At 27.0% G+C, this 15,727-nt stretch carries 13 protein-coding genes; 9 read left to right on the top strand and 4 right to left on the bottom strand.

Going from position 1 to position 15,727, the window contains the following annotated elements; all coding sequences use genetic code 11:
* The first annotated feature begins 14 nt into the window (after positions 1–14).
* The 4 genes from dapG (at position 15) to Q0G30_RS02050 (ending at position 3,038) form a co-directional block, all read left to right on the top strand.
* A complete protein-coding gene (gene dapG, locus Q0G30_RS02035; RefSeq protein ID WP_294385826.1) occupies positions 15–1,217 on the top strand; it encodes an aspartate kinase in 1,203 nt (400 codons plus the stop codon).
* A 142-nt stretch (positions 1,218–1,359) separates the two neighbouring features.
* Entirely contained in the window at positions 1,360–1,635 is a 276-nt protein-coding gene (locus Q0G30_RS02040; protein ID WP_294385829.1) for a hypothetical protein, read from the top strand.
* A 100-nt stretch (positions 1,636–1,735) separates the two neighbouring features.
* A complete protein-coding gene (locus Q0G30_RS02045) occupies positions 1,736–2,185 on the top strand; it encodes a DUF2383 domain-containing protein (protein WP_294385832.1) in 450 nt (149 codons plus the stop codon).
* A 61-nt stretch (positions 2,186–2,246) separates the two neighbouring features.
* Positions 2,247–3,038 (top strand): hypothetical protein, encoded by a 792-nt coding sequence (locus tag Q0G30_RS02050; RefSeq protein WP_294385837.1) that lies wholly within the window; start codon positions 2,247–2,249, stop codon positions 3,036–3,038.
* A gap of 19 nt (positions 3,039–3,057) precedes the next feature.
* On the opposite strand, the gene Q0G30_RS02055 is transcribed toward Q0G30_RS02050, so the two are convergent.
* The 3 genes from Q0G30_RS02055 to Q0G30_RS02065 form a co-directional block, all read right to left on the bottom strand.
* Positions 3,058–3,966, bottom strand: a complete 909-nt coding sequence (locus Q0G30_RS02055) for a DUF5685 family protein (protein ID WP_294385839.1) — start codon at positions 3,964–3,966, stop codon at positions 3,058–3,060.
* Between the two features lie 41 nt (positions 3,967–4,007).
* Complete coding sequence (locus Q0G30_RS02060; protein ID WP_294385841.1) at positions 4,008–4,835, bottom strand: J domain-containing protein; 828 nt, start codon at positions 4,833–4,835, stop codon at positions 4,008–4,010.
* Between the two features lie 92 nt (positions 4,836–4,927).
* On the bottom strand, positions 4,928–5,356 hold the full coding sequence (locus Q0G30_RS02065; protein WP_294385844.1) for a molecular chaperone DnaJ: 429 nt from the start codon (positions 5,354–5,356) through the stop codon (positions 4,928–4,930).
* 185 nt (positions 5,357–5,541) lie between these two features.
* Here Q0G30_RS02065 and Q0G30_RS02070 point away from each other — a divergent pair, with 185 nt between their 5' ends.
* Positions 5,542–5,895: a Spx/MgsR family RNA polymerase-binding regulatory protein gene (locus tag Q0G30_RS02070; protein WP_294385846.1), complete on the top strand. Its 354-nt coding sequence runs from the start codon at positions 5,542–5,544 to the stop codon at positions 5,893–5,895.
* 190 nt (positions 5,896–6,085) lie between these two features.
* Positions 6,086–9,328, top strand: a complete 3,243-nt coding sequence (locus Q0G30_RS02075) for an SNF2 helicase associated domain-containing protein (protein ID WP_294385848.1) — start codon at positions 6,086–6,088, stop codon at positions 9,326–9,328.
* Between the two features lie 41 nt (positions 9,329–9,369).
* Here the strand turns inward: Q0G30_RS02075 and glmS are convergent, their stop codons facing one another.
* Positions 9,370–11,193, bottom strand: coding sequence for a glutamine--fructose-6-phosphate transaminase (isomerizing) (gene glmS / locus Q0G30_RS02080; protein WP_294385850.1), 1,824 nt, complete (start codon positions 11,191–11,193; stop codon positions 9,370–9,372).
* 854 nt (positions 11,194–12,047) lie between these two features.
* Between glmS and Q0G30_RS02085 the strand changes: the two genes are divergently transcribed.
* The 3 genes from Q0G30_RS02085 (at position 12,048) to Q0G30_RS02095 (ending at position 15,721) form a co-directional block, all read left to right on the top strand.
* Positions 12,048–12,653 carry a 50S ribosomal protein L25 gene (locus Q0G30_RS02085; protein WP_294385853.1) on the top strand — a complete coding sequence of 202 codons (606 nt, stop codon included), beginning with the start codon at positions 12,048–12,050 and terminating at the stop codon, positions 12,651–12,653.
* Positions 12,654–12,783: 130 nt separating this feature from the next.
* A complete protein-coding gene (locus Q0G30_RS02090) occupies positions 12,784–14,511 on the top strand; it encodes a phospho-sugar mutase (RefSeq protein WP_294385855.1) in 1,728 nt (575 codons plus the stop codon).
* 118 nt (positions 14,512–14,629) lie between these two features.
* Positions 14,630–15,721, top strand: a complete 1,092-nt coding sequence (locus Q0G30_RS02095; RefSeq protein WP_294385857.1) for a hypothetical protein — start codon at positions 14,630–14,632, stop codon at positions 15,719–15,721.
* Positions 15,722–15,727 lie beyond the last annotated feature (6 nt).

The raw sequence follows: 15,727 nt of genomic DNA on the forward strand, positions 1-15,727 counted from the left end.
AAGGGGGAGATTCCTTGGATATAATAGTGCAAAAGTTCGGAGGAACATCTGTATCTACAGAGGAAAGAAGAAAACAAGTAATAAAGAAAATAGGGAAAGCAATTGAAAGTGGATTAAAACCAGTAGTAGTAGTTTCGGCTATGGGAAGAATAGGAGAACCGTATGCCACAGATACCCTATTATCACTTGTAGATGATAATTTTAAAAATAATAATAAAAGTGCTCAAGATTTATTAATGTGTTGTGGAGAAATAATAAGTTCAGTAGTATTATGTAATGATTTATATAAACATGGAATAACTGCAGTTCCATTAACTGGAGGGCAAGCAGGAATTATAACAAATGATGTCCACACTGATGCACAAGCTATTGATGTTGATACTCGTAATATAATGAAAATCCTAAAAGAAGGAAAAGTACCAGTAGTAACAGGTTTTCAAGGAGTTACTAAAGATGGATTTTTCACAACTTTAGGAAGAGGTGGAAGTGATACTTCAGCGTGTATATTAGGAGTTGCATTAGATGCTAAAGAGATAGATATATATACTGATGTTGATGGTATAATGACAGCAGATCCAAGAATGGTAGCAGATGCATCTCTTATAAATGAAATGACATATAATGAAGGATTCCAACTAGCGGATCAAGGGGCAAAGGTTATTCATCCAAAAGCTGTTGCTTTAGCTAAAAAAGGTAATGTACCATTAGCTATTAAGAATACTATGAATGATTCAAAGGGTACTATGATTAAGAGTAATATTTCAGAAGAAGAAAAAAGATTGATTTCAGGAATAACTCATTTAAATAATAGAATTCAGGTAAGAGTAAGATTATCGGATAATAGAGATAAAGGATCTTATAGAAATCTTTTAGAATTATTAGCTAAAAATCATATAAGTTTAGATTTAATAAACATTTTCCCAGAGCATCAAATGTTTACTATTGATGCAAGTGAAAAAGATAAACTTTCAGAAATAATGAGTAAAGCTGAAATTAAGTATACAATTATTGAAGGGTGTAGTACTATAGCTATTGTTGGCGCTGGAATGAATGGAGTTCCAGGAGTTATGGCAAGAATAATAAATACTCTAACAAGTAATAATATTGAAGTATTACAAACAACAGACTCAAATATGACTATTTGGTGTTTAATTGATAGCAAAAGGGTTCCTGAGGCAATAAGATTACTTCATAGTGAATTTGGTTTAGGTAAATAGTTAATAATAAAAAACTCTGTAGTAAAGTACAATATATTATTTTACTAAGGAGTTTTTATTTTTATATAATCTGTATTTTAATATAGGATAATTTTATATATAATATAAAATATATCTATTTTACGAGAGAAGGAGTAATATTATGAAATTAAAATTTGATAATAAGGCAAGAGAAGCTCTAGAAACTTTAATAAATGAAAGTTCAGAAAATTATATAAGAATAAAGGTTTTCTATGGTTGTGGTAGGCCTGCTTATGAACTATATTGTGACTTTAAGACTAATGAAGATATTGAAGAAGTAATAGAAGGAATTAAATTTATTGTAAATAAAAAAGATGTTAGAGCTTGCAATAACATTGAGATTAAGTATGATAAAAAAGTTTATAATAAAGGATTCTATATTAAAGATTTAGATTAATTTAAAAGCCATGCAGAGTATTTTTGTATGGCTTTTAAATTTTGATAAATATTATTTTGAAAAATGGAGAAAATAATGTAAAAAGGTTAGAGGTGATAAAATGAGTGAAAAAATAGTTAAAGAATTAAATAAGTTCCTTACAGGGATCCATATGGGAGGAGCTACCTTTAAAGATTATTTAGATAAAGCTCAAAATCTAGAACTTAAAAGCACATTAAAAGAAATTATAGAATCATTTAAAAGGCATGAAGAAGCTATAACTCATAGAATAAAAGAAATGGGGGGGAATGCAAGTGATTCATTAGGTATAAGAGGAAATATAGCAGAAACATTTGAGAAAATAAAGCTTATACCAGTTGATACAGATGCTGAAGTATGCGAACATGCAATAAAAGCTATGAATATGGGAATAAAGAATGCTAATAAATTTATGGAAGATAATAAAAATATTGAACAAAGTATAATGAATGATATAAAGGGAGTAATAAAAGACTATGATAATCACTTAGAAGTTTTAAATAATTTGAAAACTAAGTTGTGTAAATATTGATGAAATTTTCAAAATATGATATATACTTATTAAGAGAAATTATAGATTGTGAGGAAACTTTATGAAAAAAACATTAAAAATATCTGGAATATTAAGTATTTTATCGGTTTTTGTTTTTTTATCTTTTGGATGTACTAAGAAGGTTGAAATGGTTAGAGCAAATACAGCTGAAGAGGCAATTAATTTATTTAATACATATAATTTAGAGAATAATATAGAAGAAATGGTTAAGTTATATTCAAATGAATATATAGATTATATTGGATATGATGTAAATCAAATAATAAAAGTAATGAAAAAGAATAGAAAAGAGCTAAATATAAAATCTTCAATAGTAAAAAGCATAGAAGATGTAAATGAAAATTTAAAAAAAGCAGTAGTGACTATTTCAGCGGTAGTGGATGAGGAAGAAACTATAGAAGATTATGTATATGCATTAATAAAAGAAGATGATGGATGGTCAGTTTCACCAGATGGTATTATAGAATGTATAGACTTTGATGTTCCAATGAATAATGAAAAGGAATTAAATTTAAATTTAGTTAAAGAGGCAGTTCAATTTGATGGAGCACTAATAAGAGTTAATTTATATAATGCTACTAGTAATTCCTATGTTTTCGGTACAACAGATGAAAAAACTGAAATTGTAGTTGAGACAACAGAAGGCACATTTACAAGTGTAGTAGAAGAACCACAAAAGATAGAGAAAAAAGCGAGAAACTATTTCATAGCGAAGATAGAAAATTTAAAGGGTGATATAACAAAAGTTACAGTAACATCATTATTTGATCTTGATAAAGATGGAAATGCAATTTTAGATACAAAGAGAGATATAACAGCATACAGTAAATAAAATAAATACCAGTAGCTTTTTAGCTATTGGTATTTATTTTATTATTTTCTATTGCAGGTATTTTTTTTAAAATTTCATAATATTTATTTATCATTCCTAAATTTATTATATTGTCTATAATACTATAATGTTTTTTAAAAGGAATTGTTTTAAGAAAATCACTGCAATTTACAAGACAATTTGAAATATAAAAATCAATTTCGTTAATGCATGATAAAATTAATTCGTCAAAGTTCAATGAATTTGAGTTAAATAATACATTATAAGGATTGAAGTTATTGCTATTAATATCGTCTTTCAAATCATCAAGAGCATCTATTAAATAAATCCATTTTCCAATAAAATATCCAAGACTATATAGATTTTCCCGTAATATATGAGAATCATCTTCAAATTTATATGGAAAGTTACTTAAAATACTTCCCATTATATCACTAAAAGGATGTGTTATTTCGTCTAAAGAAGAGAGTTGTTTTGATTTTTCTAAATTTGATAACATGTCTATATTATTTGATATTTTATCAGAAAGAGTATCTAATTCAAGTAAGCTTTTTTTTGAAGATGAAGAAAGAAGAAATTTAAAAAGCTTACTTTTTACACTTTTGTCATCCTTTATGTTATCTTTCAGTTTATAATCAAAAAGAAGTATACTTAAATTAGCACAATAATTTAATGCATCTGTTTGTTTAGTTATTATAATTTTTCTGTTGGGGTGTCTTAAACATTTAATGGAATCGAAGATTAGTGGAGTGCTATAAAGCCCATCTAATAAGAATCCTATAAAGGTTAAATCGTAGCTTAAACAAAATCTAGGAATATTACCATATTCTCGTTTAATTTCATTACACAATCCACAATAATAGCTTCTAAAGTATTCAAATTCTTTAAACTTTAGTTCGCCTTTAAGAGGTGTAACATAGCCAAACATTAAACTTCTCCTTTATTAAGATTAAAGTATTTAAAGAAATGTTAGCACATTCCACCGCCACCAGAGTTTCCACACATATTCATTCCATTTCCGCCACTCATTAAGCTTTGCATAAGCATGTTTTGCATAGGATTGCCTCCGCCCATGCCACCCATACCGTTCATCATATTAGCTATATTTCCCATAGGGTTAGTATTGTTAGTAGAATTCATTCCATTAGTAGGATTAGCACCACTCATAGGGTTAGCACCGTTCATAGGATTAGCTCCACCCATAGGGTTACCACCATTAGCGTTCATAAACATATTTAAAATATTAGGATCTATTCCACCACCATTACCAGAACCACCACACATGTTGTTTGTTTGACCGCCACCATTGCCACCGCACATATTATTGTTATTATTAGCACTATTATATTGCATTGATCGAGCGTAATTTGCCTTCATCTTTCTAACCTTTTTAACAAGTATCATTAAAGCTTCTTGATACTCTTCATTATTAGGATTTAATTCAGCAGCTGTTTTTAAATGATTTACGCCAGCTTTAAACCAACCTTTTTTTAATAATACAAAACCTTGTAGATAATTCCACTCAGGTGAGGCTTTGTCTGATATTAGATTAAGTTCTGTTTCTGCTGATAAAAACTGTTTATTTTCAATTAAATTTCTTATATTCTTATACTTAAAATTATTAGTTAGAGTTGAATAAGCTTCGTTTATTTCTGAAATTTTATCCTCTGCAAGAGGTTCTTCAGGAGAACCATTAAAATTATTTATACTATAGGTGTTTGCTAATGATTCATAAGCATCTTTAATTTCGTCTAATGAAGCATTTGGTCTTATACCAAGCACTTTATAAGGGTTCATAAATAAATCTCCTTAGAAAAGATTATTGAATTATTATAATATATTCAACTTAATCTAAATAAGTGATTCATATAAAATAATAGAAATAAATATTAAATACAATCGATTAAATCTCCACCCATACATTCACAGCATTGATCTAGGCATATTAAATCACAACAGCTAAAGTTACCACAATCGCAACAATCATCGCAACAACAACAAGCACAACCGCGGCTACGCTTTCTGTAACCATTATTATAGTAGTCATCAGAGTAATGTCTATGTCTACTTAGTAAATTAATTAAACTTTCTTTGTATAAAGCATTATTAGGAGAAAGATAAATAGCTTTTTTTAAATGATTTAAGGATTCTTCAAACCAAGCTTTTTTCTCTAATAGAAGACTATAAAGATAGTGATAATCAGCATTTTTATCTATATAAGAATTTAATAAACTCTCAGCTGACGAAAACTCTCTTTTATTTATTAGATTGTTAATAGTAGTAAATGAATTATTGTCAATAGAATATGAATTATTCATAATAATCACTCCCTTAAACTATAGTATATAAATATATTACAATAAAAGTAATATTGTATTTATTATATACAATATTAAAAAATAAATCATTATGCAGAAAGATAAATAAAAATTTATAAGATAATATTTACTATTACATAATAATTATGATAGAATGATAAAAAATAATTTAAAAGGAGATAATTATGGAAAAATTATTTTTACAATATCCTAAATGTACAACTTGTAAAAAAGCTAAAAAGTTTTTACAAGAAAATAATGTAACTTTTAATGATAGAGATATAACTATAGAAAATCCTACAGTAGAAGAATTAGAAAAATGGATAGATTTAAGTGGATTAGAAATTAAAAGGTTCTTTAATACTTCAGGTGTTTTATATAAAGAAATGAAGTTAAAAGATAAGATTAAGGATATGTCTAGAGAAGAAATGATAAAACTACTTGCTACAGATGGAAAACTTGTTAAAAGGCCACTTTTAATATGTGAAGATAAAGTATTAGTAGGATTTAAGGAAGAACAATATAAGGAAATATTATAAATTAAAAAAGTATAGATAAAAATAATCTATTGGGTAATATTAATTCAATAGATTATTTTTTGTTTTAAGAAGAGTAGAATAGTGTGGTAAAATATCTATTAGTGGCTTTTGATAATAGCTTAAATATAGTTATAAAAAGCTAATAAAGATATTTATAAAATAAATAGTTTCATTTAATGAGGTGGAAAAATTGGACGTAACACAGTTAAATACTTTAATAATAAAAAAGGATATAAATAATCGCCTACATAAAGGGATGAGATGTTATAAGGAAGGATTAGTATTAGATGTTAAGTCTATGGCAGATAGAGAATATGGATCTTTAGATATTTATGGAAAAATAATGTCTGAAAGTGATATTAGTGTTTATAATACAAATTTATCTTTTGACATAAAAAAAGGTGATTTAATTTATACAGAATGTAATTGTAGGGATTTTGAAAATAACTGTGATTTTAACTCTACATATATATGTAAACATATTGCTGCTACATTTTATAAATTTGCTGAAGCTGTAGAAGAAAAAAAGAAATTAAAAAATGATTCATTAAGAAATACGAATAAAAATGAGGAAGTAGATTATTCTGAAGTTATTTTAAATGAAATAGATAAAGTTATTAAAAATAAAAGGGAAAGGGTTAATCTAAAAATAAATATAAGTAAAAAAAGTGTAAGTAGAAATAGTTTTTATTATGAATTAGACTTAAAGATAGGAGTAAAAAGATATTATGTTGTAAAGAACATAATAGATTTAATAAATGCTAAAAAAAATAATAAAATACTATCTTATGGAAAAGAATTTAAATATGATCCTACAATTCATTATTTTTCTGATGATGATGAAAGAGTTTTAAATTTTATTGAAGAATATGTATCTTTAAATGAAGCCTTTGAAAAAGAGTATTCAGTACAAAGAATTACTAATAATGTTTTTGGAAGTAATAAAACATTGTTTATTCCACAGAGCGCATTAAGAAGGTTTTTAAATAATATTAAAAATGAAAGTATTTCATTAACTGAAGATGAATTAAGTGAAGAGGTTGAAATATTAAGAGAAGACTTACCTATAAAATTTAGTATAAAGGAAGAGAATAATGAGATAAAACTATCATCTACTGCAGAGCTACCAAAACCTATGACTTATAAAGGGGATGTTTATTTATATAATAGTAAATTATATCTTCCTAATTTTAAGCAAATAAAATACTATAAAACAATAAATGATATTTTGAATAAAGAAAGTAGTATTTCATTTAAAAATAAAAATAAACAAAAGGTAATAAATAAGGTAATACCATTATTAGAGCTTATAAGTGATAATATATGTATTGATGAAAATTTAAATAAAAATATAGTTAAAGAGGATTTAAAACTAGAAGTTTATTTTGATAGAGAAAGAAATAAAACTTGGGCAGAAGTTAAAGCTATTTATGGAGAGATAAGCTTTAATATATTAAAGGGGCCTAAAGATGATGAATATGTAATTAGAAATATAAATGAAGAAGAAAAAATAGAACAATTATTAAATAATTTATCTTTTTATAGAAATAATGATAAGTTTATTTTTAATGGTAATGATGAAAAGCTTTTTGAATTGCTTTCTGAGGATTTAACAGTTTTAAAAGAGGAAGCAACTATATTTTACTCAGATAGGTTCAAGGAAAGAAGAATTTATGGAGCTACATCTATTAATGCAAAAATTTCAGAAGGAAGTGGAAATTACTTAGAGTTTACTTTTAATATTGAAAATGTAAATGAAGATGAGTATAAAAAGATAATTGAAGCTTTTAAAGAAAATAGGAAGTTTTTCAAGTTAAAAGATGAAAGTTTTATTGATTTTAGAGAAGAAGAGGTTAAAAATTTATTTAATCTTATTGATAGTTTAAGTGATGATACTGATATAAAATCTAATGAAATAAAAGTTCATAAGAGTAAATCAATATTTTTAAATGAATGTTTAAAAGATAATAATTTACTATTTATTGAAGGAAGAGATATTGTTAAACATATTTCAAATAAGATAGAAAATTTAGAGAAAATAGATTATAAGGTTCCTGAAGAATTAAAAGCAACTTTAAGAGATTATCAATTAACTGGATTTAAATGGTTTAAAACACTAAGTCATTATGAATTTGGGGGTATATTAGCTGATGAAATGGGATTGGGAAAGACAATACAAACTATTGCATTTTTATTATCGGAAAAAAATAAAAAAAGTATTATAATTACCCCAACATCATTAATATATAATTGGAGAAGTGAATTTGAAAAATTTGCACCTACTATGAATATAAAAGTTGTTCATGGAAATAAAGAGAATAGAGAATTTACTAAAGATGAAATAAAAGATATAGATGTGTTAATAACAACTTATGGAACATTGAGAAATGATCATGATTTATATGATGATATAACTTTTGACTTTTGTATAATAGATGAAGGGCAAAATATTAAAAATCCATTATCTCAAAGTAGTGAGGTAGTTAAAGAGTTAAAAGCAAAAGTAAAGTTTGCATTAACAGGTACACCAATAGAAAATAATTTAATTGAACTATGGTCATTGTTTGATTATATTTTACCAGGATACTTATATTCGAAGAGAAAGTTCCAAGATAAATTTATGAAGGGTGAGAACGGTTCTGAAGAGTTGAAGAAACTTATTAGACCATTTATATTAAGAAGATTAAAAAGTGATGTAATGAGTGAATTACCAGATAAAATTGAAAAGAGATTTCTAATTGAAATGACAGAGGAACAGAAAAAGGTATATAAGGCATATGTAGATGATGTTAATGTAAAAATGAAGGAAAAAGACTTTACAACTGACAAGATAACTATTTTTTCTTATCTAACAAAATTAAGACAACTTACACTAGATCCATCTATTCTTATAGAAGGATATACTGGTGGTAGTGGTAAGATAGATGTTACTGTAGAACTTATACAAGATTTTATTAAAGAAAAGCATAAAATACTTTTATTTTCACAATTTACATCAGTGCTTGATAGTATAAAGAAGGTATTAGAAGCAGAAGGAATAGAGTATTTCTATTTAGATGGTTCAACTAAAGCATCTGAAAGAGTGCAATTAGTTAATGAGTTTAATGAATCTAATAAGGTGAAAATATTCTTAATTTCATTAAAAGCTGGAGGAACAGGTCTTAATTTAACATCTGCTGATGTAGTAATTCATTTTGACCCATGGTGGAACCCTGCAATTGAAGATCAAGCTACAGATAGAGCTCATAGATTTGGGCAAAAGAATGTTGTAGAGGTAATTAAACTTATTGCAAAAGGTAGTATAGAAGAAAAAATAATAAAACTTCAAGAAAGTAAGAAGGAAATAATAAATGAAATAATGAGTGGAAATTATACTAATGGTGGATTCTTAAGTTCACTAAGTGCGGATGAGATTAGGGATTTATTTAATTAGATTAAAAATAGGATATACCATAATGGTATATCCTATTTCTTTTATTCAACTGTTACTGATTTTGCAAGATTTCTTGGCTTATCAACATCGCAACCTTTTTGTTTTGCAATATAGTAAGAAATTAATTGAAGAGGAACAACACTTATAAGTGGAGTTAGTATATCAATAGTTTTTGGAATATAAACTAATGAATCAACAACTTCCTTTGAAGTAGTATCACCTTCATTTACAACTGCAAATATATTTCCACCTCTTGTAGAAACTTCTCTTACGTTACTAATCATTTTATCTTTTAAAGCTTCTTGAGTTAAAAGAGTAATTACAGCTGTATTCTTTTCTATTAAAGCAATAGGTCCATGTTTTAATTCTCCACCAGCATAAGCATCACAATGGATATAAGAGATTTCTTTAAGCTTTAAAGAACCTTCCATAGCTACTGCATAATCAAGTCCTCTTCCTAAAAAGTACATATCTTTATGATTATAATGAGAAGAAGCAAACTTTTGAAGTTCGTCCTTCATTCCTAGAGCTTTTTCAATTTTGTTTGGTATTTCTAATAATTCACCTTTAATTTCTTCAATTTCATCTTTTGACATAGTGCCTTTTAATGAAGCAAAATATAATCCTAAAATATAAAATGCAGCTAATTGAGTAACATATGCTTTAGTTGAAGCAACTGCAATTTCAGGACCAGCTAAAGTGTAAAATACATCATCAGCTTCTCTTGAAACGGAAGAACCAACAACATTAGTAATAGCTAAAACTCTAGCACCTTGTTTCTTAGCATCTCTAAGAACAGCTAAAGTATCAGCAGTTTCTCCAGATTGAGACACAACTATTAATAAAGTTTTATTTGTTATCATAGGATCTCTATATCTAAATTCAGATGCTATATCAATTTCAACAGGAATTTTAGCAAACTTTTCAATTACTGTTTTACCAACAACTCCGGCATGATAAGCAGTACCACAAGCTACTATATATATTTTATCAAAGTTTTCCAATTGCTCCTTAGTAAATGAAATATTATCAATTGTTATTTCTTTATTTAATGCTATTTTACCAGCTAGAGTATCTTTAACAGCTTTTGGTTGTTCATGAATTTCTTTTAACATGAAATCTTCAAATCCACCTTTTTCTGCTGCATCTATATTCCAAGTGACATGATAAATTTCTTTTTCTATTTTTTCGCCTTCTTCATTTCTAAGTTCAACACCATTTTCAGTAAGAATTGCAAATTCCTTATCTTCTAAAAGATAAACTTCTCTAGTGTGGTTTAGAACGGCAGGAATGTCTGACGCTATAAAACTTTCATCTTTTCCAAGTCCAACAATAAGAGGACTATCCTTTCTAACAGCAACTATTTTGTCAGGTTCATTTTTAGCAATAACACCAATAGCAAAGCTTCCTTCAAGTTTAGAAGTTGCTTTAACTACAGCTTCAAATAAATTTCCTTCATAATAAAAGTCAACTAAGTTAGGTATAACTTCAGTATCAGTTTCAGAGAAAAATGTATAGCCCTTTGCAGTTAACCATTCTCTTAATTTCATATAGTTTTCTATAATACCATTATGAACAACGCTAATAGTAGCATTTTCTGTAGTATGAGGATGTGAATTAACATCAGATGGTTCACCGTGAGTAGCCCATCTAGTGTGTCCAATTCCTATATGACCTTCAATAGGATTTTCTTTTAAGCTATTAGCTAAATTATTTAAACGACCTTTAAATTTTCTAACATTAATTCCGTTGTTAAGAATTGCAACACCAGCAGAATCATAACCTCTATATTCTAATTTTGATAAACCTTCTACTAATAAATTAGACGCTTGTCTTTTTCCAACATAACCAACTATTCCGCACATAATAAATCTTCCTTCCAAATTTTAAATTATTTTTTTGTTTTATTTTTATCTATTGTGATAAGAGATTCTAGCATTTAAAAAAGGTATACTAATACTAGGACATCAAAACACAATGAAGGTTTTAACACCAGACTAGGATTGTCCTATAAATCACTTTATAGTTTTACTAGTCGTTAACGGTAGTGCGATACCGTGGGGCACCCGCCGAAGAATTCGATTCTCCCCATCCTCGTCAACTTAAGTGAGACCCCAAATCTTTGATTTGGTTGGTCGAACTTACTCCTACGTCTAGTAGGAGTTTCCTTTTTACCAATAATCTTTGATTTGGTTGGTCGAACTTACTCCTACGTCTAGTAGGAGTTTCCTTTTTACCAGTAATCTTTGATTTGGTTGGTCGAACTTACTCCTACGTCTAGTAGGAGTTTCCTTTTTACCAATAATCTTTGATTTGGCTAGGTAAACTTACTCCTACGCCTAGTAAGAGTTTTATTTTACTTAAGTTCTGGCGCTTTTATGAAATTATTATATGGTATTTTACTATAAAAATCACTTCCTTTACTGATTATTTAGTATACCACTATATCATTTTATCATAAAAATAGAATTTGTCTATATCTAAACATATAAATGGTATTTAATACTTAAATTGTAATATAAGGTAATATTATTATATGCAAAAATAAAATAAAGTAGATAAAAAGAATAAAAGTATGAATTTTGTATAGAGCTACAAATATAAGAATTTTTTGAAAAAATAATATTTTTATGGATAAGGTGTAAATGAAGTGTATAAATTCAGTAATATCTGTCAAAAATACTTAAGAGAATTTTAAAATCATAGGAGGTAATGTGAAGTGTCAAATTTAGAAATGAATAAAAGACCTATAGATGTTCCAAATAGTGCAAAAAAAGCAAGAAGAAATGGAAAGGTTCCAGGGGTATTATATGGTAAAAAAATTAATAACTTATTATTTGAAGTCGGAGAATTAGAGTTATGCCATGAAATAGGTATTAATGGAGAACATGGTGTATTAGAATTTAATTTAGATGGAGAAACACATAAGGGATTAATAAAGGAAGTACAAAGGGATCCTGTTACTAATAAAATAATTCACTTAGATTTAGAAGAATTAAAAGGAAAGAATAAGATAGTTTCATCAGTTCCTATTCATTATATAGGAGAAGAGTATCTAAATAAAAAAGGAATTGTATTACAAAAGGAGAAAGATAGTGTAAAGGTAGAATGCTCAGTAGAAGCATTGCCTAAATATATTGAATTTAATATTGGAACAGGAAATGTTGGATCAGTTTATAAATTTGGTGATTTAGAGGTTGCATCTGAAATATCGGTCTTAGATGATTTAAATTCTGTTATTGCTTCAGTAAGCTATGAACGTAAAACTGTTGAAGAAAATAATGAATTAGCTCAAGAAGAAGATTCAGAAGAAGTAGCAAAATAATAAAAAATAAACTAAAAATAATAGATATAGATAAATTTACCTATATCTATTATTTTTTTATTTAAATTTTTTTAAGTTTGGTATATAATAACTAAGGTATAGACTATTGAAAATTTTTAGGAGGGATAATATGGATTATAAAGAGAAATACAATGAGTGGTTAAACTCAAAGGTAATATCAGAAACAATAAAAGATGAATTAAGAAGTATTAGTGATGAAAAGGAAATAGAAGATAGATTCTATAAAGAATTAGATTTTGGTACTGGTGGACTAAGAGGAGTAATTGGTGCTGGAACTAACAGAATGAATGTATATACAGTTTCAAAAGCAACACAAGGGTTTGCAAATTATTTAAATAAATCTTTTGAATCACCAAAGGTAGCTATTGCCTATGATTCAAGAAATATGTCAAAGGAATTTGCAGAAGCTGCAGCGTTAACTCTTTGTGCAAATAATATAAAAGTATTTTTATTTGAAAGCTTAAGACCAACTCCAATGCTTTCATTTACATCTAGATATTTAAATTGTCAAGGTGGAATAGTAATAACTGCTTCACATAATCCAAAGATATATAATGGATATAAGGTTTATGATGAATTTGGTGGTCAAGTTACAGATGAAAAAGCAGGCATCATCATAGGAGAAGTTAATAGTATAGTAAACTATGAAGATATAAAAACTATTTCATTAGAAGATGCTTTAAAAGACAATCTTTTAGAGTATATTGGAGAAGAAGTAGATAAAGCTTATATTGAAGAAGTTAAAGGGCTTACAATAAGAACTGAATTAGTAAAAGAAAAGGCTAAAGACTTAAAGGTTATATATACTCCAATACATGGAAGTGGAAATATGCCAGTAAGAAGAGTATTAGCTGAATTAGGATATGAAAATGTAGAAGTAGTTAAAGAACAAGAAATGCCAGATGGTAACTTCCCAACAGCTTCTTATCCAAACCCAGAAAATCCACAAGTTTTTGAGTTAGCTCTTGATATGGCTAAGACAAGCAATCCAGATATTATTTTTGGGACAGACCCAGACTGCGATAGAATTGGTGTTGTAGTAAAAGAAAATAGTGGAGAATATAAAGTTTTAACTGGTAACCAAACAGGACTTTTATTAACAGATTATATATTATCTTCACTTAAAGAAGAAGGAAAATTACCTTCAAATGGAGTTGTAATTAAGACTATAGTAACAACAGAGGGTGCTAGAGCAATAGCTAATTACTATGGTGTAGAAATAATGGATGTATTAACAGGATTTAAATACATTGGTGAAAAAATTAGACAATTCCAAGAAAATGGAGATAAGAAATATTTATTTGGATTTGAAGAAAGTTATGGTTATTTAGCAGGTGAATTTGTTAGAGATAAAGATGCTGTAATAGCTTCAATGTTAATAGCTGAAATGACTCTTTACTATAAAGAACAAGGTAAGAGCCTTTATGAAGCATTAATCGAACTTTACAATAGAATTGGATTCTTTAAGGAAGACTTAATTTCAATTGAATTACAAGGAAAAGAAGGACAAGAAAAGATAGGTAATTGTTTAGATTCTTTAAGAAGCACTGCGTTAACAGAAGTTGATGGAGTTAAGATTGCAACAAAGCTTGATTATAAGTTAAGCAAAGAAGAAAACTTAATTAACAATACAGAAAGTATTATTAACTTACCTAAGTCTAATGTATTAAAATATATATTAGAAGATGGATCTTCATTTGTTGTTAGACCTTCAGGTACTGAACCAAAAATGAAAATTTACTCAGCTGTTAAGGGTGAAAGTTTAGTAGATGCTGAAGAAAAACTAGCAAAATTCAATGAAAAAGTTATGGAAATAATTAATGAAAAATTAGCATAATACAATAAAAAGCTATCGGGATACCGATAGCTTTTTATTATTTTAGCATTTAATTTGAAAGTTTTATGTTAATACTGTATTATGAATAATGAAATAATTTACTAAAGGAGTGTAACTTATGGATTATAAGGTAAAAATTAAAGAAAGATTAGGTAAGTTATTATTTTTAGAAATGAATAAGGATGGTTTTAAAGAAAATATAGGAATACCATCATATGTGACTTTTAAAAATAAAGATTTATATTTACCAATAAGTTCTGAATATATTAGTTCTAATATAAATGATGAAATAAAAATTAAGAACCTTCCAATATATTATTTTATAGAAGGTATGTTTATTGCTATTGGAAGTGATGAAAATTTAAGGTTTAATGATGATTATGAACTTATATTAGATTATATAAAAGATACTGAAACATGTATTAAATCACTTATAAGTAAGAGAATAGAAGAAAAAAGATATTTAGATGCATATCTTTTATTAAAAGGATATTATACATATTCTAAAGACCTAGAGGTTATGAAAAAAATACTACTTGTGGGAGAAACTATTAAGGAAGAGGAAAGTAGTTTTAAAGATATATTACTTGAAGATATAGATTATTGTATATCAAATAAGTTAAAAATAGCTGAACCATATTTATATAAGGCTATTGTATTAAAAGATGAAGGAGATTTTAAAGGCGCTAAGGTTGCTATAAATGAGTATTTTAACAATGGTGGAAAAGTAACGCCAGAAATTGAAATAATAAATAATGATATAAATAATATATCAGATTATGAAAAGGCTATAGAATTATTAGCTGAAGATCCAGCTAAAAGTATAGAAATATTACTTAGGCTAGGTGAAGAGTTTGAAGAGAATCCACTTATTTATTATTATTTAGGAATTGCTTTTAGAAAATTAGAGAATTATCATAAAGCTATTTATTATTTAAAAGAAAGTGTAAAAAGAGAAAGTGGAATACTTGAAGTTATAGTTGAGCTTGGATTAAATTATGCATGTATTGGTGAATTTGAAGAAGCAATTAAATACTTCAAGAAAGCCTTTGAAGCATCAAGGGATGTTGAGATATGCACTAATATTATAATGTGTTATTTAAATCTTAATGATTTAGAAAATGCTAAATTGCATTTAGATATAGCAAAAAATCTAAATCCAGAAGATGAAATAGTTAAACAATTAGATACTATGATAAATAAGGGATAATGAAGG

This window comes from uncultured Clostridium sp. (assembly GCF_934754925.1).
Taxonomy (GTDB): Bacteria; Bacillota; Clostridia; order Clostridiales; family Clostridiaceae; genus Clostridium.

Bases quoted from the DNA above. Each gene is read 5' to 3' on its own strand.
- Q0G30_RS02070 (WP_294385846.1), top strand. From the start codon at position 5,542: ATGGAAAAATTATTTTTACAATATCCTAAATGTACAACTTGTAAAAAA.
- Q0G30_RS02040 (WP_294385829.1), top strand. From the start codon at position 1,360: ATGAAATTAAAATTTGATAATAAGGCAAGAGAAGCTCTAGAAACTTTA.
- Q0G30_RS02095 (WP_294385857.1), top strand. From the start codon at position 14,630: ATGGATTATAAGGTAAAAATTAAAGAAAGATTAGGTAAGTTATTATTT.
- Q0G30_RS02050 (WP_294385837.1), top strand. From the start codon at position 2,247: ATGAAAAAAACATTAAAAATATCTGGAATATTAAGTATTTTATCGGTT.
- Q0G30_RS02065 (WP_294385844.1), bottom strand. From the start codon at position 5,356: ATGAATAATTCATATTCTATTGACAATAATTCATTTACTACTATTAAC.
- Q0G30_RS02045 (WP_294385832.1), top strand. From the start codon at position 1,736: ATGAGTGAAAAAATAGTTAAAGAATTAAATAAGTTCCTTACAGGGATC.
- Q0G30_RS02055 (WP_294385839.1), bottom strand. From the start codon at position 3,966: ATGTTTGGCTATGTTACACCTCTTAAAGGCGAACTAAAGTTTAAAGAA.
- glmS (WP_294385850.1), bottom strand. From the start codon at position 11,193: ATGTGCGGAATAGTTGGTTATGTTGGAAAAAGACAAGCGTCTAATTTA.
- Q0G30_RS02090 (WP_294385855.1), top strand. From the start codon at position 12,784: ATGGATTATAAAGAGAAATACAATGAGTGGTTAAACTCAAAGGTAATA.
- Q0G30_RS02060 (WP_294385841.1), bottom strand. From the start codon at position 4,835: ATGAACCCTTATAAAGTGCTTGGTATAAGACCAAATGCTTCATTAGAC.